The organism is Pseudomonas sp. LBUM1648, assembly GCF_059716145.1.
The window spans coordinates 1,366,805-1,387,053 of record NZ_CP166808.1; the positions used below are offsets into that span (position 1 = coordinate 1,366,805).

Sequence of the window (20,249 nt, forward strand, 5' to 3'; positions counted from 1 at the left end):
ATGGCAGACACAGATAGCAAACCGAAAACCTCGGTGCTGATTACTGGCATCGATGAGCTGTCGCCCAAACTCGGTGCCCTTCGGGCCAAGGTCGAGAGCTTCAAGAAAAACCTCGAGCAGACCGGTCTGGGCAAACTCGATATCAGCGGGTTGTTCAAGGGCGGCAGCGTGATCACGCCGTTCGTGGACGGCATCAAATCGGCGGCAGCCTTTCAGGGGAAATTAACCGAAGTCAGCGAGACGGCGAAAACCGTCGACCTGCCCGCCGCACCGAAAGTCGCGGCGCAGAACATGAACGTGTTCAGTGCTTCGATGGAGAAGGTTTCCAATGCGGTGAATGCCGCGCTGGTGCCGGCGGTCGGTGCCGTGGTCGTTGGACTTGAGCCGATGCTGACGGGGTTCGGCAGTTTGCTCGATGACAACCCGGAGCTGGTGCAGGGGCTGGCGGCGGGGGCCATCGCGTTTTCAGCGATGCAAACCGCTGTGGCCGGAGCGACCCAGGTGTTCGATGTCATGAGCATGGTGATGAAGGCCAACCCGATCATGCTGATTGCCACAGGCATTGCCTTGGCCGCCGGTTTGATCGTGGCTTACTGGAAACCGATCTCGACGTTTTTCATCGGCCTCTGGCAAAAGATTGCCCCGGTTGTCATCCCGATGGCGGAGTTTTTCAAGACCATGTTCGGCTACACGCCGCTGGGACAGTTGATCAGCAATTGGGGGCCAGTCACGGCGTTTTTCTCTGTGTTGTGGGAGGGCGTCAAGGCTGTTGCCGTGCCGGTGATCGAGTTCTTCAAGACCTGGTTCAACTACTCGCCGCAAGGGTTGATCATCAATAACTGGATGCCGTTGGTGGGGTTGTTCTCATCGATCTGGGATTTGCTCAGGGCGGTGTCGGTACCCGTGCAGGGCTTTCTCAAGAGCTTCTTCGATTGGTCACCGCTTGAGGTGATCCAGGCGATCTGGGGCGCAGTGGTCAGTGTGTTCACGGCGATCTGGGATTACATCAAGCTGCCGTTCCTGGCGATGTACGCGATTATTCGAGAGCAGTTGGGCTGGTCGCCACTGGAAAAAATCATCGAGAACTGGGCACCCGTTACCGCCTGGATCGAAAAGTGGGCGCAGAAGTTTCAGGACGCCATCGCACCGATCAAGGCGTTTTTCAACGGCGGTTTCGGCGAGCTGATTGCCGATGCCAAGGCCCGCGTGGATGTCTTCACTCAGGCTCAGCTGAAGACTAATGCCGAAGGCAAAGGCGAGTTGGCGCCGGTGTTTTTCAAGGGCAGCAGTGAATCGACCTCTAGCGAGTTGTCGGTACCGGGAAACCTGGCAACACCGGGGCATCTGCCGGAAAAACCGCCGATGCAGGCCGGCTCACTGTCGCAAACCTCCAATACCCTGATCCAGCAAAGCGCCGCCAACAACCGCACACAGCTCGAAGGCGGCCTGACCGTGCGCTTCGAGAATGCGCCGGCGGGGCTGCGTACCGATCAACCGCAAACCAATCAACCGGGCCTGGCGCTGTCTTCGCGCATCGGCTATCGCTCGCTGTCGGCAGGAGGTTCCAATGAACTGGCGTGACCGTTTGTTGCCGGCATCCTTTCGCGGTGTCGGGTTCTGGATCGATCAGGCGAAAACCCCGGTCGGTCGTAAAGGTCAGTTGCATGAGTACCCGCAGCGTGACCTGCCGTTTTTCGAGGACCTCGGCCAGCAGGCCAAGACCCACGATCTGACGGCGTTCATCATCGGCCCTGATTGCCTGGAGCAGCGCGACAAGCTGCTCAAGGCACTGGAGGCGGGCAGTGGTGAACTGGTGCATCCGTGGCTCGGCCGCCTGCAAGTCAAGGTCGGCGAGTGCGACATGACCCACACCCGCCAGGACGGCGGGTTGGTGACGTTTGCGCTGAAGTTCTATCCCGATCAGCCGCTGCCATTTCCGACCGCCACCGTCAGCACCCAGAAGGTCTTGTTGTCGAAAGCCGACACGCTGCTGGGTTCGGCGGTAGCGCGGTTCGAACAGGCGATGACCCTGATCAAGGCTGCGCGGATCGGCATCGCCAATCTGCGCAACAGCCTCACCGGGGTTTATGAGGTGATCAAGGAGCAACTCAAACCGCTGATCGAGCAATACCGGCAGATCACCGAACTGGTCAAAGCGGTCAAGGAACTGCCCAAGGAAGTGGCGGCGGAGTTCAAGGGCTTGCTCGGCGATATCAAGGAGCTCAAGGAATTCGCGAAGGAGGGCTACCGTGGCGTGATTGCCGACGTGTCCCAACAACTCGAAGCCATCCGCAAGGCTGATGCGCCGAAGATCACCACCGGCAAGGACACCAACGCAGCGGCACAAGCCATGGCCGATCTGGTGCAGGACACTCTGCTGGTCAAAGTGGCGCAGTGGGTGGCGTCGATGCCGGTGGCGACCCCTGCGGTGAAACTGTCATCGACACCTTCGCTGGCTCAGCAGGCGAATCAACCGGTGACCCGTCAGGAAGTGCCGGTGACCGATGAGATGAAAGCTCTGCAGAAGGCTGTCGGGGCGGCCATTGATCCGATGCTGGACAAGGCCGATCCCAAGCATCACCAGGCAATCAATGATGTGAAGGAAGCGCTGATTGCGCATCTCAAGGCAGTGGCGTCATCCGGTGTGCGACAGGTCAGTAAGTCGTTCCAGGAAAACCTGCCGGCGCTAGTCGTGGCCTACAAGCAATTTGCCGATGCCACACGGGTGACTCAAGTGACTCAGAGCAACAAGATGAACCATCCGGGCTTTTCACCCAACGACGTGAAAGTGTCCAGGGAGTAAACCATGAGCGAGATGGATAACCGCGTCACGCTGACGGTCAACAACATGGAATACGGCGGCTGGAAAAGCGTGGAAATCAGCGCTGATCTGGAGCGCCAGTTCCGTACCTTCAAACTCGACATCACTTGGCAATGGCCGGGGCAGACGGTCGATCAGCGGATCAAACCGGGCGACCCGTGCGAAGTGAAGATCGGCAAGGATCTGGTACTCACCGGTTACGTGTTCAAGGCGCCGATTCGTTATGACGGCCGGCAGATCAGCCTGAGTATCGAAGGCAGTTCCAAGACTCAGGACCTGGTCGATTGCGCTGCCACCAACCGGCCCGGTCAGTGGCAGGAACAACCGTTGCTGACCATCGTGCAGGCGCTGGCGATGGAGTACTCGCTGATGGTCGTCAACGAGATCCCCGAGACTGCGCGGCTGGCCAAGCACACCATCGTGCCGGGTGAAACGGTGTTTCAGTCGATCGACCGTTTGCTCTCTCTTTTCCGGGTGTTTTCCACCGATGACGAGCAGGGCCGGCTGGTGCTGGCCAAGCCCGGCAGTGGTGGTCGGGCCAGTGATGCGCTGGAGCTGGGCAAGAACATTTTGTCGGCCAACGCGCCGATGGATCAAAGCCAGGTGTTCTCCGAATACCGGGTGATCGGCCAGCAGAAAGGCTCCGACAAGAAGAGCGGGGCGGCGGTCAGCGAGGTTGAATCCACTGCGGCCGATCTGACCTTCAAGCGCCGGCGCACTACGATCATCAACGAGGGCACTGCGCTGACCTTTGAGCTGGCCCAGCAACGTGCCCAGTGGGAAAGTGCCACCCGAATGGGCAGGGCTCAGTCCACTACTTATCAAGTGCAGGGCTGGCGTCAGTCCAACGGTGATCTGTGGCGCCACAACACGCTGGTCAAGGTCACGGATCCGGTGCTCGGTTTTGAGGGCGACATGCTGATTTCGAAAGTGACTTATTCACTGTCGGCGCAGGGGGCGGTGACGACCCTGCAAGTCGCGCCGCCGCATACCTTCGATCCTGATCCAACCCCCCCGAAAAAAACCTGAGCGCTACACCGACGCTGTGGGAGCGAGCCTGCTCGCGAAAGCGTCGGCAGCCTCAGCATCACAGTGCCTGATCCAGCGCATTCGCGAGCAGGCTCGCTCCCACATTGATCCCGTTCGGGCCATTTTTTGAAGGACACCCCATGAGCCTACTGACACGCCTGCTGGCGCGCGGCACTGTCGTGCTCGCCAATTCGGCATCCAAGCTGCAATCGCTGCAAATGCGCCTCACCGCCGGGGAAGTCAACGACGACCTCGAGCACTTCGAACCCTACGGTTTCACCAGCCACCCGCTGGCTGGCGCCGAGGGCGTCGTCACCTTCCTCGGCGGTGACCGTTCCCACGCCATCGCCCTGGTAGTCGCCGACCGCCGCTATCGCCTGCAATCGCTGGCCGCCGGTGAAGTGGCGATCTACACCGACGAAGGCGACAAGATTCACTTCAAGCGCGGGCGGATCATCGACATCGAAACCGCCACGCTGAATATCTGCGCCAGTACCGCTGTGAACTTCGATACACCAGTCATTAATCAGACCGGGAAAATCGTTTCCACTGGCGATCAACTCGCCGGCGGCATCAGCCAGATCAAACACGTGCACGTCGGCGTGCAGGCCGGCAACGGCCAGACCGGTGCGCCGGCAGGAGGCAAGTGATGTTCATCAGCCAGAACCTCCATGCCGCGCTGACCCGTGCCGTGCTCATCAGCCTGTTCACCTGGCGCCGTGCCGCCGATGACGACGCCCTCGACGACGACGAACGCTACGGCTGGTGGGGCGATACGTTTCCCACCGTCGCCGACGACCGTATCGGCTCGCGGCTGTGGCTGTTGCGCCGGGTCAAGCTGACCCGACAGACCCAGATGGATGCCGAGTTCTATGCCCGTGAAGCCTTGCAATGGCTGATCGACGACGGCCACTGCAGCGCCATCGACATCATCAGCGAACGCCTCGACGCCCAGCGCCTGAACCTGCGCACGGTCCTGACCCTGGCCGACGGTGAACGTCTGGACATCAACCCCGATAACAGTTGGCAGGTGATCTATGCCGTTTGAAACCCCTTCGCTACCGGTGCTGATCAAGCGCACCCAAAGCGACCTGGCCGGCGATTCGCTGCGCCAGTCCGATGCGCAAGTGCTGGCCCGCACCTTAGGTGGCGCCGCTTATGGCCTGTACGGTTATCTCGACTGGATTGCCGAGCAGATCCTGCCGGACAAGGCCGATGAATCGACCCTGGAACGCATCGCTGCATTGCGCCTGAACCAGCCACGCAAACCCGCGCAAGTGGCCACCGGTAGCGTCAGTTTTACTGCGACCGCCGGTGCGGTGCTCGACGTCGATACGTTGCTGCAATCGAGCGACGGTCGTACTTACAAAGTCACCGCTTCGCGCACCACGGTGAATGGCAGCAACAGCACCACCATCGCTGCACTGGATGCCGGCAGCCTGGGCAATGCCGACGCGGGTCTGGCGCTGACCCCGGTACAACCGATCGCCGGCATCGTCGGCAACAGCTTCATCGTCTTGGCGCCGGGGCTCAGTGGCGGCGTGGCGCGCGAAAGCCTGGAATCGCTGCGCTCGCGGGTGATTCGTTCCTATCGTGTGATCCCGCACGGCGGCTCGGCCAGCGACTACGAAACCTGGGCGCTGGAAGTGCCGGGCGTGACCCGCGCCTGGTGCCGTGGCGGCTTGCTCGGGCCGGGCACAGTGACGGTGTTCATCATGCGCGACGAGGATCCGCAACCGGTGCCCAATGAGGAGCAACTGGCCGAGGTTCAGGAATACATCGAACCGCTGCGCCCGGTCACCGCCGAAGTGCATGTGCAGCGACCGGTTCAGGTACCGGTGGTCTATCGCTTCAAGAGCGTCAACCCGGACACCACCGCCGTGCGCGCCGCCGTCGAAGCGCAGTTGCGCGATCTGCATAACCGCGAGGCCGACCTCGGCGTGCCGTTGCTGATCAGCCACATTCGCGAAGCCATCAGCAGCGCCGGTGGCGAATACGATCACACGCTCACCGCGCCTTCGGCTGACGTGCCGGCCGGGCAAAGTGAACTGCTGACCTTCGGAGGTTGCGTATGGGGGGCATAAGAACCGCCGCGCAATATCAGGCGCAGTTACGTGCGCTGTTGCCTGCAGGTCCCGCATGGGACCCGGAACAAGTGCCGGAACTGGAGGAAGTGCTGCAAGGCGTCGCCGTCGAACTGGCCCGCCTCGACGCCCGTGCCGCCGACCTGCTCAACGAAATGGACCCGGCCGGCGTCAGCGAACTGGTGCCGGACTGGGAGCGGGTGATGGACCTGCCCGACCCATGCCTGGGCGCCACGCCACTGTTCGACGACCGTCGCCTCGCCGTGCGCCGCCGCTTACTCGCAGTCGGCAGCCAGGCCGTCGGCTACTACCTCGAAATCGCCAAAAGCCAGGGCTACCCCAACGCCAGCATCACCGAACACGAAGCCCCACGCATGGGTCGTGCACGGTTCGGTGCTGCGCATTGGGGCACGTGGGAGGCGCAGTTCATGTGGACGCTCAACACCGGCGGTCGCCTGCTGCTCGGTCGGCGTTTCGGCGCAAGTTACTGGGGCGAACGCTTCGGCGTGAACCCGGGCTCGGCGCTGGAATGCCTGATCCACCGCAGCGCGCCAGCGCATACCAAGGTGCACATCAATTATGACTAGGGAGGAATGACGATATGGATTATCCGAAGAGCGTGCCCAGTTCCGGTCTGGTGAATGGCATGTTTGTCGATGAGAACCCGTTGACCGGCACGCCGGGCTCGTTGATTCCGGCCACCTGGGGCAATGCGGTGACCGAGGAGCTGCTGACCGTGATTCGCGCGGCAGGTCTGGTGCCTTCCGAGAGTGAGTCGAACCAACTGCTCAAGTCACTCAAAACCGTGCTGTCCCAGGATGCCTTGCCCTTCGCCGCGCTGGCATTTCCGACGGTGGCTACGGTTGATGGCCGCATCGCAGTGACCGCTGCGAGCGGCTCGGCGGGAGGCAACGTGTCGGTACCGGGCGGTGTTCTGGTCAGTCTCTGCGAAGAAGTGACCGTTGGCATGACAGCTCGGCCGCGTGGCTTGTTGACGACAGCTTGGGCATCGCCTGCGCTTGATATCAACAGCACTTATTTTCTGCGATTGCAGGTGCGTGACGGGGCACTGGTTTGCTACATGCAAAAAGGTGCCGATACCGATGCGATCCCAGCGGCATTGAAGGGCGGAACCGGGGGCAGCGGTGGCGGATTCGACTCCACCTGTATCGACATGCTTGTAGCCAAAGTGGTGACTGCAGGCGCAGGGACGGCGCCCAAGCTGACGCTGTTGGCGAACAAGGCGCGGCTTGAAGCCGTAGGGGTCTGGTCCGCTGCCAGTGGCAGTTACTCGGTAACGTTGAACTGGGCCCGTAAACCGCGCGCGTACATTGCAGGGATCTACGATTTTGACGGCAACGTGAAAACCGATTATGGCGTGGTCAGTGAAGAGATCGGGGTAGCTGTGTCAGGGACGCAGGTTGTACCAGAGGGTGGATTTACGGACCGTTATATGGGACGCGTGTTAATTGTCGCGTGGGCGCAGAACCTTAGTGCGGCAGGTGTCATCAATGCGCGCGTGCGTTGGGAGGTTTGACTATGAAAGCCATTATCGAAAACGGTTTGGTGACTGCTTTGGTGAACGGAGACGTCGATTGCGGCGTTGTGATTCCCATTGGCAAGCCGGTCTCCACCGGTTGGATCTATAAGGACGACACCTTCAGTGAGCCTGCCGCCGTGACCGTTTCGCAGGACGCAGCAGCAACAGCGGAGCGCCAATGGCGCACCGCAGTGCTCATCGAGTCTGACTGGCTGGTGATCCGTCATCGCGATGAACTAGACGCCGGAGTACAAACAAGTTTGAGTTCCAAGCAGTTTGCGAAGTTGCTCGCCTATCGCCAAGCCCTGCGTGATTGGCCCGCCGCAAGCGATGCCGTTGATACCGCGTCGCGCCCACAAACGCCTAAGTGGCTTGCCCGGTTGTCTCAACGAGTGGCTTGAAATATTGCTCCGATCAAGATCGGTTATCCGATCAATCAGTTGCGATCCCTTCGTGCTGTATCACCAAAGCCCACTCCAAAGTGGGCTTTTTTATTTTCAGAAACTGACCGTGGACGAGGCTGCAATGGCAGGGCTCGGGACGCGGTTCATTTGTATTTCAGAGGAACGAAAGACCTATGGATTATCCAAAAAGCGTCCCCAGCGTCGGCCTGGTCGATGGCCGCTTCGTTGATGAAAACCCGGTGGCGGGCACGCCCGGATCGTTGATTCCGGCGGTGTGGGGTAACAGCGTTACTCAGGAAATCCTGAGTGTGATTATCGGTGGCGGGCTGGTGGCTTCTGAAGGGGACAACAATCAGTTGTTCAAAGCGATTCAGGCGATTGTCGGGAACGGCAGTCCTATGCGTTCGGTCATCACTCGACTGGCTGCTTCCAAAACGCTGACCGAGCAAGAACTCGGTCTCGTGCTGATCGACGGCAGCCCGGCTCCGATGACCGTGCTGTTGCCGCCGGCCAACGTCGCACTCGGTGTACGCGATGTGATTGTTCGTCGTGTGGACAACAGCGGCAATCGTCTGGTGATCCAGGCATCCGGCACTGACCGCATCCGTTTTCATACGCACCTTTCGCCGAATGGTTATCCATTCTTCGTACTGATGGGCGGTGGGGACTGGTGGCATTTGCGCAGTGATGGTGCGGGGAGTTGGTGGCCGGTTGGTCGCTTCGACAACACCCCGTTAGGCAGGCCGTTTTTCGAGACCACCGTGGTGCTGAGCCCCGGTGGTTATGGCGCGCTCAACGGCACGTTGATGAATCGTGCCGAGTGGCCATGGCTGTGGGATCACGCCCAACGTTCGGGAATGCTCAATACCGAGGCAACCCGTGCTGGAAATGAAGGTAACTGGACGCTAGGTGATGGCGCGTTGACCTTTCGAGGCCCGGAACTGCGCGGCGAATTCCTGCGGGTTCTGGACGAGGGGCGTAACGCTGACGTCGGCCGCGTCATGGGTACCAATCAAGCCGGCACGGTGCATTCGTATGCCTTGGGGGCAAACGGCGCCGGGACGGTGGGTTCGCGCTGGTCTGACAGCCTTTCTGCGGTGGGGCAGCAGACTCACGAAAATCAAACATGGGTCAAACCGAGCAACGGCGGCCCGATTTTTCCCGCAGGCACCAGTTGCCAGCAGGACGCTGCCAACACGCTTTTGTATACGTTTACGTCCCGTCCCCGCAACGTCGCCTATCCCGGCCGCATCAAGGTTATCTGAGGCTCAGCATGTTCAATTACTTAATGGATGACGCCGGCGCTCTTGTGGGGCCGGTGGAGTTTTTTGTGACGCCAGGCATCGGCGTTCAATTGCCCGCTAACGCGGTTCAACTGGCTTACGAATTGCCAGAAGCGGAACAGGGGCGTACCTGGGCGATGGCCAACGGTGTGCCTCGCGAGCTGATCGACCTGCGTGGCACCGTCTATCGCAAAGATAACGGTGCGAAACAGACCTGGAGTGAATTGGGAGCCCTGCCGGAAGACCTCACTGCCGAGCCGTGCCCCGACGAATTTCATCTCTGGCAGGACAACGCATGGGTGCTGAATGAACCCCTGCGTCTGGCGGACTTAAAGGCCAAAGTGATTGCTCTGCGTGACACCTTGCTGCGTGACGCCGTCCTGCGCATCGCGCCCCTCCAATACGCCGAAGACGTCGGTGATGCAAGCCATGACGAACAACTGCGCCTGCTCGAATGGAAGCTGTACAGCGTTGAACTCAACCGCATCGAAAAGCACGCTGGTTTCCCTGAGGAAATCACTTGGCCGACCGCACCTGGCGCAACCGTAGACAGCTGATTGCTGCACAGGGAGTAAAACAGTGGACTATCCAAAAAGCATCCCCGGTGTGGGCTTGGTCAACGGCGGTTTCGTCGATGAAAACCCCGTCGCCGGTACTCCGGGATCGTTGATCCCCGCCGAGTGGGGCAACAGTGTCACGCAAGAAATACTCAATGCCATCAAGGCTGCCGGGTTAACGCCGGATGAAGCCAAAACCGATCAGTTGGCGACTGCCATTGGTGCACTGGTCGACTTCACCAAACTGAAAAATACCCCGACCACGCTGGCGGGTTACGGCATCACTGATGCGGTGGGGCGGTTGCTGGCAGTGAGGCAGATCGAGACGATCGGGATCACGGTTTATGTGCCAAACCCGAGAGCCAAACGCATTCGTGTGCGGTTAGTCGGCGCAGGTGGATCGGGCGGCGGATGCATGCCCGTTCCGACGGGTAATCAAATCCTGGGAGGCGGCGGTGGGTCCGGTGCCTATGCCGAAAGCCTGTATGACTTGACTGCGCAAATGCTCAGCGGTGTACCTGTTTCCTTAGGCGCTGGTGGAGTGGTGAGCAACAGCACGGGCTTATCGGGGGGCGGCGCTTCTTTTGGCGCTTATATGAGTGTTTCGGGAGGCGGCGGCGGGCAGAAACTTGCGATTGTAACCACTGCCACCTCGTCCGGATTCATACAGGGTGGGGTCGGCGGAGCGGTCACGGGCGGCAATCTTTGCAGCGCTCGGGGACTCTCCGGCGGATTTGGAATGAGCAATGCAAATTGGGGATTGCTCTCCGGTTGCGGAGCCGCCAGTCCGTTCGATGGCGGGGCCCCTTTCACCGGATCGAACACGGCTGGCAACGCCGGCATCCGCGGCTCAGGTGGCAGTGGTTCGTGCTCGGTCAACCCGTCCGCCTCAGTGGTCAGCGGCGCTGGCGGAAACGCCTTTTGTGAAATCTGGGAGTACGAATAATGGCCCGTTATGCACGAGTTGAAAACGGTGTCGCGGTCGAACTGATCGATACCGGTGATTACCTGATTACCCAACTGTTCGCCCCAGCCTTCGTCGAGACTATGGTGCAGGTGCCGGAAGGCATGGAGGTCGAAATCGGTGGGCCAGTCGGCGAACTTCGCCAGGGCAACGAGTCGTTGCTCGTAACAGAAAATCCTTTGGTTATCCCGCAAGTCGCAGCGGAGGAAGAAGAGCCATTGGCGGCTGCGCGCACTTGGCGGCAGACGAGCCTTTCGTCCACCGAGTGGTGGGTGACGCGTCATCGCGATGAACAGGAACTCGGCCGCGGCACGACACTTAAGGCCCAGCAATATCTGGAGCTGCTGGAGTACCGGCAGGCCTTGCGTGACTGGCCCGATTCGGATCATTTCCCGGCAGAAGTTTTCCGCCCGTCAGCACCGGTGTGGATGGCAGGATTTCATGGCTGACGTCTTATTTTTTAAACATGGAGTAGCGTGATGGATTACCCGAAAAGTGTGCCCAGTGCCGGCCTGATCAATAACAAATTCGTAGACGAAGACCCAATCACCGGAACGCCGGGCTCGTTGATTCCGGCAACTTGGGGCAATAGCGTCACGCAGGAAATTCTTGAAGTTATCAGAAGCTCAGGAGCAGTCGCGGACGAAGCTGATAACACTCAGTTAAGAGCAGCTATCAATACGCTGATCTCGAAGAAATACAGCGAAAGCTTGGCGAGTCAGGAGGATGCGGAGTCTGCTGCGAGTACTACCAAGTTGATGACACCGTTGCGCGTAGTCCAATCCATTGCGAAAAAAATCCAACAGGCGACAGAGTCCATCGTAGGCATTGCAAAAGTTGCTTCTCAGGCAGAGGTCAATGCTGGCGCTAGCGACGCGTCTATTGTGACTCCGAAAAAACTCAGACTTGGATTCATGGTGAAGCTGGGGATTTCAGGCTACATCGTTTTTCCGTCCTGGATGGGTGGCTTGATCATCCAGTGGATTAACGGCAGCGCCAGTCAGTCAGGCAATAACAACTACGGTGATCTGAATCTATGGCCATTGGCATTTCCTAATGCTCTGTTTCTTGCAGTTGCCACCCATGAAGGCACTTCAACAGCAACGTTTCTGACATGGAATGCTGTTTCTACAGTGAGTCGGCAAGTGGGCATCAATGTGCGCTGTCCTGATTATTCCAATTCGTCCATCTCCGCCCGAATCATAGGAATAGGGTACTGACTATGTATTATTTCTCGCCGGCAACTTCTGGTTTTTATCATTCGGATTTACATGGAGTGAGTATTCCTTCCGACGCGTTTGCACTAAGCGAAGGTGACTACTGCGGGCTGGTATCGAATGCTCCAAAAGGTACGGTTCTTTCACTGAATACTGAAGGACGACCGGAGCGGATATTTTTAGCGGAACCGTCCAGCGACGCGCAAGAGCGAGCGTGGCGAGACAAAGCGTTGGAGCTGACTCAGTGGTTGGTCCTTCGTGATAGCGAAGAACTGGAAATGGGCGAGGGCACAACCTTGCGCGTCGAAGAGTTCAAACAACTGCTGGCGTATCGACAAGCGTTGCGCGACTGGCCAAACGATCCGGACTTTCCGGAGGCACGCTCCCGCCCGGTCAACCCCGACTGGCTGGAAAGCTTGCTCCGAGTCAACGGTTGAGCCGTCGCTGACCTGAAGAGGAATTAACGTGGATTATCCAAGAAGTGTCGCCAGCTCCGGTCTGGTCGACGGCAAGTTTGTTGATGAAGATGCGATAGCCGGAACGCCGGGATCGCTGATTCCGGCGGTCTGGGGCAATAGTGTTACTCAGGAAATACTCAGCGCGATTATCGCGGCTGGTTTGAAACCGGACGAGCAACAGACTGATCAATTGGCTCAGGCTATCCGGCAATTGTCCAAACCCGATCCGTTGCAACAGTTTCCGGTGCAGGTGTACCGCAGGAATTTGTTGATCAATGGTGGATTCGATATCTGGCAGCGTGGTACGACCAACCAAGGGCCAAGTATTGGCGGTTATGTAGCCGACCGTTTTCGCTGTGACTGGAATGGCAATGCCGCCGTGACCATCTCTCGCCAGGACTTCGCCCCCGGCCAGGCAGAAGTGTCCGGCGAGCCGAGCTATTTTTTGCGCTGGCAACAAACCACGGCGGGTGTCGGTGCGACCACGCATACAGTTTCCCAGAGCATTGAATCGGTCAGAACATTGGCCGGGAAAACCGCCACTGTGACCTTTTGGGCGCGATCCGATGCCGCACGGCCGTTGAAGGTGACGATAGGCCAGTTTTTTGGGGCTGGCGGTTCGGAAGCCGTTGTGAAAGCGGTCGACGTCTTTCAATTGAGCACCGCCTGGGCCAGATACACCGCAACGTTTCAGGTGCCGGTCATTGCGGGAAAAATGCTCGGTGCGAATGATTGCCTGAGACTTGCTTTCGATCTTCCGCTGAACGTCTTGCAAACAGTTGATCTGGCAAGAGTGCAGTTGGAGGAGGGACCAGTCTCCACGCCATTCGAGTACCGCCCTATGGCTGAAGAATTCGTGCTTTGTCGGCGTTATTTCGAGAAGTCTTTTGCCGACCGTTTAACGATTGGCGCGAACAATGGCACGGGTACATGCATTGTCACGTTTACCCAGGCAGCGGCTGCAAATGTCGGTCAATACGGTATGGCCGTAGACATGCAGGTGCAAAAGAGAGTGCAGCCTACTGTCGTGCTCTATTGCCCTGCAAATGTTAGTAACCAGGTTTGGAACTACTCGATTGGAGCTGCCTGCACGGGAACAATTGTACAAAGTGTGACACAGCGTAGTTTCGCAGTTGGCACGGTGACGCCTGTAAACAGCCAGCCCGGCAACGGCTTGCAGATTGAATGGACAGCAGATGCTGAACTCTAGGAGTGCAACATGGGTTATCAACTGACGATGTGTGGCGTGCTGCGGGTGAGTGATTCAGCGTTTATCCCGCAGGATCCGACCAATCGCGACTGGCTTGAGTATCAGGATTGGTTGCTCTCAGGCGGACAGGTCCTGCCTTTGAATGAATCACTTGAAAAGGCTGCTCCGGACAGCTCCGTGAAAACTCTGGCAAAAAAATGGTTGGCAGGCATCAGTGCCCAACCATGATTCAATCCGGGCATCCAGGGAGGATTACGCATTATGCAAATAACTGAAAACAACCTTATCAACATCATGCCCAACGCCCGCACCCAAGCGGGCGTTTTTGTTTCTGCGCTCAACAGCGCCATGGCCAACCGTCGTATCGATACGCCCAAACGTATCGCTGCATTCCTCGCGCAAATCGGCCACGAGTCGGGCCAGTTGCGGTACGTGCGCGAGTTGGGCAACAACCAGTACCTGAGCAAGTACGACACCGGCACCTTGGCGTTACGGCTGGGCAACACGCCTGAGGCCGATGGCGATGGCCAAAAGTACCGCGGTCGCGGGCTGATCCAGATCACCGGTCGCGCCAACTATCGCCAATGCAGCCTCGGCTTGTTCGGCGATGAGCGTTTGCTGTCCTTGCCGGAACTGCTGGAACAACCGCAATGGGCCGCCGAATCCGCCGCGTGGTTCTGGGAAAAGAATGGCTTGAACGAACTGGCCGACCGCGACCAGTTCAACACGATCACCCGGCGCATCAACGGCGGGTTGAACGGTTTGCAGGATCGGCTGGAAATCTGGGCGCGGGCGAGGGCGGTGCTATGCCAATCCCCTGGCGAGTGATCGGCGTTGTATTACTGGCCTTGGGGGCAGCGGCGCTGGCCTGGCAGTTTCAGGACTGGCGGTATGGTCGGCAGTTGGCCGAGCAGGCTCGGTTAAACGCCGAAGCCCTTAATCAACAGACCATTGCCGCCGCCACCGCACAACAGACCGAGCAGGATAAACGTCTGGCCCTGGAGCAACGGCTCGCGGCCAGTGAACAAAACCATTTTCGAGCCATGACCGATGCCCAACGTGATCAGGATCGCCTGCGCGATCGCCTTGCCACTGCTGATGTGCGCCTGTCAGTCCTTCTCGACGCCGGCGACGTTGCCGCCGGCTGTACGGTGCCAGCCACCGCCGGCACCGGCGGCGTGGATCATGCAACCGTACGCGCCCGACTTGACCCGGCGCATGCTCAACGAATTGTCGCCATCACCGACACCGGCGACCGCGGACTGATTGCCTTGCAAGCCTGTCAGGCCTATGTCAGAGCATTGGCGCCCGCACATTTTGAATAAGCTTGTGTATTGAAAGCGCAACCGGCTCGTGTACGGTGGGACCCATTCCACCCGATCCGGAGCGCACCGTGAAAGAGATCACTCAACTGGCCGCCGAACTTGGCCGACGTCTGCAAGTGCTCAATGCCCACGTCACTACGGCCGAATCCTGCACCGGCGGCGGCATTGCCGAAGCCATTACGCGGATACCGGGCAGCTCGGCGTGGTTCGAGGCCGGTTACGTGACCTATTCCAACCGGCAGAAAACCCAGCAACTCAACGTGCCGGCCGAGCTGTTCGGCACGGTGGGGGCGGTCAGTCGCGAAGTGGTCGAGGCGATGGTGGGCGGCGCTCAGGAGAAAAGCCTGGCACGGTTCGCCGTGGCGGTCAGCGGCGTGGCCGGCCCCGACGGCGGCACGCCGAACAAACCGGTGGGCACGGTGTGGCTGGCCTGGGGTGTCGGTGACGCGGTTTCGAGTGAGGTTCAGCACTTCTCCGGTAACCGCGATGAAGTCCGCCGACAAACGGTGAAGGCCGCGCTAGAGGGGCTCCTGCGACTGGCGGCACGAGAAATCGAAAATCAGGGGTAGGCGATCCGCGAACGCTGTGGAATAATACTGGCTACTTATACAGGTGTTGGCCGTCAGGCCTTATTGATTACGTGAGGACTTTAATGGACGACAACAAGAAGAAAGCCTTGGCTGCGGCCCTGGGTCAGATCGAACGTCAATTCGGCAAGGGTGCCGTAATGCGTATGGGCGATCAGGACCGTCAGGCGATCCCATCCATCTCCACTGGCTCTCTGGGTCTGGACATTGCACTCGGCATTGGCGGCCTGCCAAAAGGCCGTATCGTTGAAATCTACGGTCCTGAATCTTCCGGTAAAACCACACTGACTCTGTCCGTGATCGCCCAGGCTCAAAAGGCTGGCGCGACCTGCGCATTCGTCGACGCTGAACACGCCCTCGACCCTGAGTACGCCGGCAAACTGGGCGTCAACGTCGACGACCTGCTGGTTTCCCAGCCGGACACTGGCGAACAAGCCCTGGAAATCACCGACATGCTGGTGCGCTCCAACGCCGTTGACGTGATCATCGTCGACTCCGTGGCTGCACTGGTGCCGAAGGCTGAAATCGAAGGCGAAATGGGCGACATGCACGTGGGCCTGCAAGCCCGTCTGATGTCCCAGGCGCTGCGTAAAATCACCGGTAACATCAAGAACGCCAACTGCCTGGTGATCTTCATCAACCAGATCCGCATGAAGATCGGCGTGATGTTCGGTAGCCCGGAAACCACCACCGGTGGTAACGCGCTGAAGTTCTACGCATCGGTTCGTCTCGACATCCGCCGTACCGGCGCGGTGAAGGAAGGCGACGAAGTGGTCGGCAGCGAAACCCGCGTCAAGGTTGTGAAGAACAAAGTGGCTTCGCCGTTCCGTCAGGCCGAGTTCCAGATTCTTTACGGCAAGGGCATCTACCTCAACGGCGAGATGATCGACCTGGGTGTACTGCACGGTTTCGTAGAAAAATCCGGCGCCTGGTATGCCTACGAAGGCACCAAGATCGGTCAGGGCAAGGCCAACTCGGCCAAGTTCCTGGCAGACAATCCGGAAATCGCCGCCAAGCTCGAGAAGCAACTGCGCGACAAGCTGCTGGCGCCAGCAGCAGACGTCAAGGCTTTGGCGACCCGTGACAAGGTCGACGATATGGCCGAGGCCGACATCGACGTTTGAAGTTTTTGAATGACTCTTGTACTCGATACCCTCGTCGCGGTGCGACGAACCGCCATGGACCTGCTCGCACGTCGCGAGCACGGTCGAGTCGAACTGACGCGTAAACTGCGTCAGCGCGGCGCTGAGGCGGAGATGATCGAAACAGCCCTCGACCGTTTGACGGAAGAGGGGCTGCTTTCCGAAGCCCGTTATCTTGAAAGCTTTGTTTCCTACCGAGCGCGTTCCGGCTATGGCCCTCTGCGAATCCGCGAGGAACTCAGCCAGCGTGGTTTGCAACGTGCCGATATCGAACTCGCCCTGCGCGAAAGCGGTATCAGTTGGCAGGAGCAACTTAAGGAAACGTGGCAGCGGAAATTCTCCGGGCATTTACCGATTGATGCCAAAGAACGTGCCAAACAAGGCCGGTTCCTGGCGTATCGGGGCTTTTCGATGGAGATGATCAACCGCTTGTTCAGCGGTAGAGGAATGGACGATTAACACGCTTGAGTAAAAACGGCCCGCTATGAAAATAGCGGGCCGTTTTTTTTTGCCTTTTAAATGACTTTCGACGGTTCTCGGCTGCGTTGCGCGGTCGGTGGTTTGGAGTCGGCCCAGTTGTCCGGCAAGTTGATGTAGTCCACCAGCTCCCTCAAACGCCCGTGATTCCGGGCGTTGAAAGCAAAGGCCAGCCGCGTCAGGTGGCTGAACTGCGCTTCATCGTGTTCTTCGCCGGCGTAGGCGTGTTGATGGAACTGGTCGCTCAAGCACAAATCGGCAAAGGCTTCCTGCATATGCTCAAGCGCCTGGTCGCTGAGTTTGTGATTCATGCGGATCACGAATTGGCGCTTGAGCCAGCGGCTGGAGTGGAAGTTGCTGTAGAACTGGGTGATCTGTTCCACCGCTTCCTCGACGGTGTAGACCAACCGCATCAGCTTCGTGTCGGTTGGCAAAATGTAGTGATTGTCCGCGAGTTGCTGGTGGATGAAATCCATCGCCCCCTGCCAGAACGTGCCACCCGGCGCATCCAGCAAGACCACCGGCACCAGTGGGCTTTTGCCTGTCTGGATCAGCGTCAGCACTTCCAGTGCTTCGTCCAGCGTGCCGAACCCGCCCGGGCACAGCACCAATGCATCAGCTTCCTTGACGAAGAACAGCTTGCGGGTGAAGAAGAAGTGGAAGGGCAACAGATTACCTGTGCCGCCCACCGTCGGATTGGCATGTTGCTCGAAGGGCAGGGTGATGTTGAACCCGAGGCTGTGATCACGTCCGGCACCTTCATGCGCGGCGGCCATGATGCCGCCGCCGGCACCGGTGATGACCATCATGTCCGAACGCGTCAACGCCGCACCGAGTTCCCGAGCCATCGAATACAGAGGATGTTCGACTGGCGTGCGCGCCGAGCCGAACACGGTGACTTTGCGCCGCCCCTTGAATTGCTCCAATACGCGAAACGCCTGCTCCAGCTCGCGCAAAGCTTGCAGGGTGATCTTGGCGTTCCAGCGGTTGTGGTCTTCCTGGGCCATGCGCAGCACGGTCAGGATCATGTCGCGATAGATGGGAATATTCGGACTGTTGGGTGAAACACGGTTGAGTTGCTCTTCAACCTGGCTGATGAGGTCGGGGCCGCTTTCCTGAAAATGACGGCTGAGCAGGTCATTCGGTTGGTAAGGCATTCAACGTCTCCTTCTGCACAGAGCGGGTGGCCCTGATTAGCGGCGTCAGTGCCGCGCTGCAAAAAAACACACAATCGGCAGTTCCTTTCCTGCCTTGAACAAGTGAGCGGGAATACTTTGAATCTAGACCCTTGCACGCATTTGCGCTGACTTGATCATTGCGCTGCAAAGTCCTGACTGGCAACCGCTTATTGTTTTTCAGCCAATTGCACCACCGCTCGTCCGAACGTGTGCCGGACGGCAAACCCTCTGATTAACTCTCTGACAGGCACCATGCAAATTTTGCGTCAATCACCATACGCAAGGTGCATGCGACTCAAGGATTTGCGGGTGGCAAGGAGGCGAGGAAACATGACCAGAGTGATTCTGGAGATCGATACGCAGCTGTATCGGATGTTGAAAGCATCGGCCGAGACCAACCAAGTGAGTCTCGAAGAGGAGTGCTGCCGCAGGTTGGCAGGCGGGGAACGCCGTTCGCGTTATTTACAGGCACTGGTGGCCGAACTGCGCGCCGAGGATGAACAGCGGCGCGCCAACTCGCGATGATTACTTCTTCTTCGCCGGGGCGGCTTTCGGGCAATCCGAGTCCTGATAGCTGGCGGAGCCGATCGCCTTATTGGTTTTCACTTCAGTGAAGTCGTAACGCATGACCGCGCCTTTAGCCATCAGCTTGCGGTACGACGGGTTGTTGCAGACCGAGGCGCCGAGCTGGAAATACACGGCTTTTGGATCAGCACGCATCTTGTCAGCGTGGCTCTTTTGCACGCTCAGGTGGTTGATCAACTGAGTGCCTTCAACGGTGTAGCCCTGATCAAGAATGTCTTCATTGATTGCCCGAGGCGTGCCGACGCTGCTTTGGGCGGCGACGTTGCGCAGCTCTCTGTTCAGATTCTGCTCACTCAAGGACGCGGCCTGAGCGGTGAAGGACGACGCCAGCAGAATGGCAGCGGTGGGAACGATAAGGCGCAGCATGAAACTCTCCTGGTTCAGTGACTGGTGGTTCGACCAGCCACGTGACTGTGCGTTCAGTGGCGGCGAATTATAGGGGAGCCGGTCTGGACGGTACAGGCTTGTGCCCGTTGCTCTGGTAAACTGCCGACCTTTATTGCCCTGCCGAGTGTTGTTCGTGTCGAGTTTCCCTGTCTGCCGGCCTTGCCTGCGATGAACCATGCCCCCAACGCCGTAGCCCGCCTGCGCGATCAGCGCGAGGACGAGGGCATCAAGCCGATTCAGGCCCGGGGCTTTCGCTCCGAACGTTGCCGCGACTGCCGGGTGATCATCAGTCATTGCCTGTGCGCCTGGCGGCCAAGCGTGGAAACCCGTTCCGGCGTGTGCCTGATCATGACCGGCAAGGAAGTGTTCAAACCGAGCAATACCGGTTGGCTGATTGCCGATGTGGTGCGCGATAACCATGCGTTCATCTGGTCGCGCACCGAGCCGGACCCGCAGATGCTGGCGCTGCTCAACGACCCGCAATGGCAGCCGTATCTGGTGTTTCCCGGCGAATACGTCGAGCCGTCGCGCGTGACGAATACCGTCGCCCTCGATAACAGCAAGCGGCCGCTGTTCATTCTGCTGGACGCGACCTGGACCGAAGCGCGCAAGATCTTCCGCAAGAGCCCGTACTTCGACAGCCTGCCGATCCTCAGCCTGTTGCCTGACAAACTTTCGCGCTACCGCTTGCGTCGTTCGACCCGTAGCGAGCACCTGTGCACCGCAGAAGTTGCGGCGCTGTGCCTGGAACTGGCGGGTGACAGTGACGCGGCCTCGGCGCTGGACGCCTATTTCGACGTGTTCAGCCAGCATTATCTGGGCGCCAAACAGCAGCTGGACATGAATGAATCCACGCCGGCTCACGCCGAGTTGCAACCCTATATACGAAAGCCGCAGCCGGAGTTGGCCCAATAGTGGCCCATACTGTACGCGGCGGCGGCCGTGCTGCTTGACCACCCCGTCTTCGCTGGGCATGCTTGGCGCCGATTAGGGTGCGGCCA

Annotated in this window: 26 protein-coding genes; 24 read left to right on the forward strand and 2 right to left on the reverse strand. The window is 59.0% G+C overall.

From position 1 onward, the window contains the following. The 22 genes from ACA043_RS06165 (at window position 1) to recX (ending at window position 17,080) form a co-directional block, all read left to right on the forward strand. A complete protein-coding gene (locus tag ACA043_RS06165) occupies window positions 1–1,581 on the forward strand; it encodes a phage tail protein (protein ID WP_497658824.1) in 1,581 nt (526 codons plus the stop codon). After that, window positions 1,568–2,803: a DNA circularization protein gene (locus tag ACA043_RS06170; protein WP_187679117.1), complete on the forward strand. Its 1,236-nt coding sequence runs from the start codon at window positions 1,568–1,570 to the stop codon at window positions 2,801–2,803. Before ACA043_RS06165 ends, ACA043_RS06170 begins: the two co-directional genes overlap by 14 nt. Window positions 2,804–2,806: 3 nt before the next feature. Then, a complete protein-coding gene (locus ACA043_RS06175) occupies window positions 2,807–3,850 on the forward strand; it encodes a phage baseplate assembly protein (RefSeq protein WP_497658825.1) in 1,044 nt (347 codons plus the stop codon). Window positions 3,851–3,990: 140 nt separating this feature from the next. Further along, window positions 3,991–4,500, forward strand: a complete 510-nt coding sequence (locus ACA043_RS06180) for a phage baseplate assembly protein V (RefSeq protein WP_497658826.1) — start codon at window positions 3,991–3,993, stop codon at window positions 4,498–4,500. Further along, the gene (locus ACA043_RS06185) at window positions 4,500–4,898 is read left to right on the forward strand and encodes a phage GP46 family protein (protein WP_187679114.1); all 399 of its coding nucleotides are present in this window, start codon (window positions 4,500–4,502) and stop codon (window positions 4,896–4,898) included. The genes ACA043_RS06180 and ACA043_RS06185 overlap by 1 nt, the downstream gene beginning before the upstream one ends. Beyond that, window positions 4,888–5,934 carry a baseplate J/gp47 family protein gene (locus tag ACA043_RS06190; protein ID WP_497658827.1) on the forward strand — a complete coding sequence of 349 codons (1,047 nt, stop codon included), beginning with the start codon at window positions 4,888–4,890 and terminating at the stop codon, window positions 5,932–5,934. The genes ACA043_RS06185 and ACA043_RS06190 overlap by 11 nt, the downstream gene beginning before the upstream one ends. After that, complete coding sequence (locus tag ACA043_RS06195; RefSeq protein ID WP_497658828.1) at window positions 5,922–6,521, forward strand: YmfQ family protein; 600 nt, start codon at window positions 5,922–5,924, stop codon at window positions 6,519–6,521. Before ACA043_RS06190 ends, ACA043_RS06195 begins: the two co-directional genes overlap by 13 nt. Before the next feature lie 14 nt (window positions 6,522–6,535). Continuing rightward, on the forward strand, window positions 6,536–7,471 hold the full coding sequence (locus ACA043_RS06200; protein WP_497616705.1) for a hypothetical protein: 936 nt from the start codon (window positions 6,536–6,538) through the stop codon (window positions 7,469–7,471). Window positions 7,472–7,473: 2 nt separating this feature from the next. Then, window positions 7,474–7,875, forward strand: coding sequence for a phage tail assembly chaperone (locus tag ACA043_RS06205; protein ID WP_497616707.1), 402 nt, complete (start codon window positions 7,474–7,476; stop codon window positions 7,873–7,875). Window positions 7,876–8,051: 176 nt separating this feature from the next. After that, complete coding sequence (locus ACA043_RS06210) at window positions 8,052–9,143, forward strand: phage tail protein (protein ID WP_497658829.1); 1,092 nt, start codon at window positions 8,052–8,054, stop codon at window positions 9,141–9,143. Between the two features lie 8 nt (window positions 9,144–9,151). Continuing rightward, window positions 9,152–9,718, forward strand: a complete 567-nt coding sequence (locus tag ACA043_RS06215) for a tail fiber assembly protein (protein ID WP_497658830.1) — start codon at window positions 9,152–9,154, stop codon at window positions 9,716–9,718. Between the two features lie 22 nt (window positions 9,719–9,740). Beyond that, window positions 9,741–10,664: a glycine-rich domain-containing protein gene (locus ACA043_RS06220; RefSeq protein WP_497658831.1), complete on the forward strand. Its 924-nt coding sequence runs from the start codon at window positions 9,741–9,743 to the stop codon at window positions 10,662–10,664. Next, on the forward strand, window positions 10,664–11,131 hold the full coding sequence (locus ACA043_RS06225) for a phage tail assembly chaperone (RefSeq protein WP_489878320.1): 468 nt from the start codon (window positions 10,664–10,666) through the stop codon (window positions 11,129–11,131). The genes ACA043_RS06220 and ACA043_RS06225 overlap by 1 nt, the downstream gene beginning before the upstream one ends. Before the next feature lie 30 nt (window positions 11,132–11,161). Then, complete coding sequence (locus ACA043_RS06230) at window positions 11,162–11,902, forward strand: gp53-like domain-containing protein (RefSeq protein WP_497658832.1); 741 nt, start codon at window positions 11,162–11,164, stop codon at window positions 11,900–11,902. Window positions 11,903–11,904: 2 nt separating this feature from the next. Continuing rightward, window positions 11,905–12,336, forward strand: a complete 432-nt coding sequence (locus ACA043_RS06235; protein ID WP_489878322.1) for a phage tail assembly chaperone — start codon at window positions 11,905–11,907, stop codon at window positions 12,334–12,336. A 28-nt stretch (window positions 12,337–12,364) separates the two neighbouring features. Next, a complete protein-coding gene (locus tag ACA043_RS06240; RefSeq protein ID WP_489878323.1) occupies window positions 12,365–13,567 on the forward strand; it encodes a carbohydrate binding domain-containing protein in 1,203 nt (400 codons plus the stop codon). 9 nt (window positions 13,568–13,576) lie between these two features. Further along, window positions 13,577–13,795 carry a hypothetical protein gene (locus ACA043_RS06245; protein ID WP_187679102.1) on the forward strand — a complete coding sequence of 73 codons (219 nt, stop codon included), beginning with the start codon at window positions 13,577–13,579 and terminating at the stop codon, window positions 13,793–13,795. Between the two features lie 33 nt (window positions 13,796–13,828). Beyond that, window positions 13,829–14,395, forward strand: a complete 567-nt coding sequence (locus ACA043_RS06250; protein WP_187679101.1) for a glycoside hydrolase family 19 protein — start codon at window positions 13,829–13,831, stop codon at window positions 14,393–14,395. Next, complete coding sequence (locus ACA043_RS06255; RefSeq protein ID WP_497658833.1) at window positions 14,374–14,892, forward strand: lysis system i-spanin subunit Rz; 519 nt, start codon at window positions 14,374–14,376, stop codon at window positions 14,890–14,892. The genes ACA043_RS06250 and ACA043_RS06255 overlap by 22 nt, the downstream gene beginning before the upstream one ends. A gap of 68 nt (window positions 14,893–14,960) precedes the next feature. Further along, on the forward strand, window positions 14,961–15,461 hold the full coding sequence (locus ACA043_RS06260) for a CinA family protein (protein ID WP_497658834.1): 501 nt from the start codon (window positions 14,961–14,963) through the stop codon (window positions 15,459–15,461). 83 nt (window positions 15,462–15,544) lie between these two features. Further along, entirely contained in the window at window positions 15,545–16,603 is a 1,059-nt protein-coding gene (gene recA, locus ACA043_RS06265) for a recombinase RecA (RefSeq protein WP_187679098.1), read from the forward strand. Between the two features lie 9 nt (window positions 16,604–16,612). Then, window positions 16,613–17,080, forward strand: coding sequence for a recombination regulator RecX (gene recX / locus ACA043_RS06270; RefSeq protein WP_187679097.1), 468 nt, complete (start codon window positions 16,613–16,615; stop codon window positions 17,078–17,080). Between the two features lie 56 nt (window positions 17,081–17,136). Here the strand turns inward: recX and ACA043_RS06275 are convergent, their stop codons facing one another. Next, the gene (locus ACA043_RS06275; protein WP_497616719.1) at window positions 17,137–18,255 is read right to left on the reverse strand and encodes an LOG family protein; all 1,119 of its coding nucleotides are present in this window, start codon (window positions 18,253–18,255) and stop codon (window positions 17,137–17,139) included. Window positions 18,256–18,606: 351 nt separating this feature from the next. Between ACA043_RS06275 and ACA043_RS06280 the strand changes: the two genes are divergently transcribed. Then, window positions 18,607–18,801, forward strand: coding sequence for a hypothetical protein (locus ACA043_RS06280; RefSeq protein ID WP_401270014.1), 195 nt, complete (start codon window positions 18,607–18,609; stop codon window positions 18,799–18,801). Here the strand turns inward: ACA043_RS06280 and ACA043_RS06285 are convergent, their stop codons facing one another. Next, window positions 18,802–19,227, reverse strand: coding sequence for a PA3611 family quorum-sensing-regulated virulence factor (locus ACA043_RS06285; protein ID WP_187679094.1), 426 nt, complete (start codon window positions 19,225–19,227; stop codon window positions 18,802–18,804). Window positions 19,228–19,416: 189 nt separating this feature from the next. Here ACA043_RS06285 and ACA043_RS06290 point away from each other — a divergent pair, with 189 nt between their 5' ends. Continuing rightward, window positions 19,417–20,163 carry a tRNA-uridine aminocarboxypropyltransferase gene (locus ACA043_RS06290; protein ID WP_187679093.1) on the forward strand — a complete coding sequence of 249 codons (747 nt, stop codon included), beginning with the start codon at window positions 19,417–19,419 and terminating at the stop codon, window positions 20,161–20,163. Window positions 20,164–20,249: the final 86 nt, after the last annotated feature.

Coding starts and splice junctions, on each gene's coding strand:
- ACA043_RS06235 (WP_489878322.1), top strand. CDS start 11,905: ATGTATTATTTCTCGCCGGCAACTTCTGGTTTTTATCATTCGGATTTA.
- ACA043_RS06200 (WP_497616705.1), top strand. CDS start 6,536: ATGGATTATCCGAAGAGCGTGCCCAGTTCCGGTCTGGTGAATGGCATG.
- ACA043_RS06215 (WP_497658830.1), top strand. CDS start 9,152: ATGTTCAATTACTTAATGGATGACGCCGGCGCTCTTGTGGGGCCGGTG.
- ACA043_RS06175 (WP_497658825.1), top strand. CDS start 2,807: ATGAGCGAGATGGATAACCGCGTCACGCTGACGGTCAACAACATGGAA.
- ACA043_RS06225 (WP_489878320.1), top strand. CDS start 10,664: ATGGCCCGTTATGCACGAGTTGAAAACGGTGTCGCGGTCGAACTGATC.
- ACA043_RS06280 (WP_401270014.1), top strand. CDS start 18,607: ATGACCAGAGTGATTCTGGAGATCGATACGCAGCTGTATCGGATGTTG.
- ACA043_RS06170 (WP_187679117.1), top strand. CDS start 1,568: ATGAACTGGCGTGACCGTTTGTTGCCGGCATCCTTTCGCGGTGTCGGG.
- ACA043_RS06210 (WP_497658829.1), top strand. CDS start 8,052: ATGGATTATCCAAAAAGCGTCCCCAGCGTCGGCCTGGTCGATGGCCGC.
- recA (WP_187679098.1), top strand. CDS start 15,545: ATGGACGACAACAAGAAGAAAGCCTTGGCTGCGGCCCTGGGTCAGATC.
- ACA043_RS06275 (WP_497616719.1), bottom strand. CDS start 18,255: ATGCCTTACCAACCGAATGACCTGCTCAGCCGTCATTTTCAGGAAAGC.
- ACA043_RS06245 (WP_187679102.1), top strand. CDS start 13,577: ATGGGTTATCAACTGACGATGTGTGGCGTGCTGCGGGTGAGTGATTCA.
- ACA043_RS06190 (WP_497658827.1), top strand. CDS start 4,888: ATGCCGTTTGAAACCCCTTCGCTACCGGTGCTGATCAAGCGCACCCAA.
- ACA043_RS06205 (WP_497616707.1), top strand. CDS start 7,474: ATGAAAGCCATTATCGAAAACGGTTTGGTGACTGCTTTGGTGAACGGA.
- ACA043_RS06185 (WP_187679114.1), top strand. CDS start 4,500: ATGTTCATCAGCCAGAACCTCCATGCCGCGCTGACCCGTGCCGTGCTC.
- ACA043_RS06285 (WP_187679094.1), bottom strand. CDS start 19,227: ATGCTGCGCCTTATCGTTCCCACCGCTGCCATTCTGCTGGCGTCGTCC.
- ACA043_RS06255 (WP_497658833.1), top strand. CDS start 14,374: ATGCCAATCCCCTGGCGAGTGATCGGCGTTGTATTACTGGCCTTGGGG.
- recX (WP_187679097.1), top strand. CDS start 16,613: ATGACTCTTGTACTCGATACCCTCGTCGCGGTGCGACGAACCGCCATG.
- ACA043_RS06195 (WP_497658828.1), top strand. CDS start 5,922: ATGGGGGGCATAAGAACCGCCGCGCAATATCAGGCGCAGTTACGTGCG.
- ACA043_RS06230 (WP_497658832.1), top strand. CDS start 11,162: ATGGATTACCCGAAAAGTGTGCCCAGTGCCGGCCTGATCAATAACAAA.
- ACA043_RS06180 (WP_497658826.1), top strand. CDS start 3,991: ATGAGCCTACTGACACGCCTGCTGGCGCGCGGCACTGTCGTGCTCGCC.
- ACA043_RS06290 (WP_187679093.1), top strand. CDS start 19,417: ATGAACCATGCCCCCAACGCCGTAGCCCGCCTGCGCGATCAGCGCGAG.
- ACA043_RS06165 (WP_497658824.1), top strand. CDS start 1: ATGGCAGACACAGATAGCAAACCGAAAACCTCGGTGCTGATTACTGGC.
- ACA043_RS06250 (WP_187679101.1), top strand. CDS start 13,829: ATGCAAATAACTGAAAACAACCTTATCAACATCATGCCCAACGCCCGC.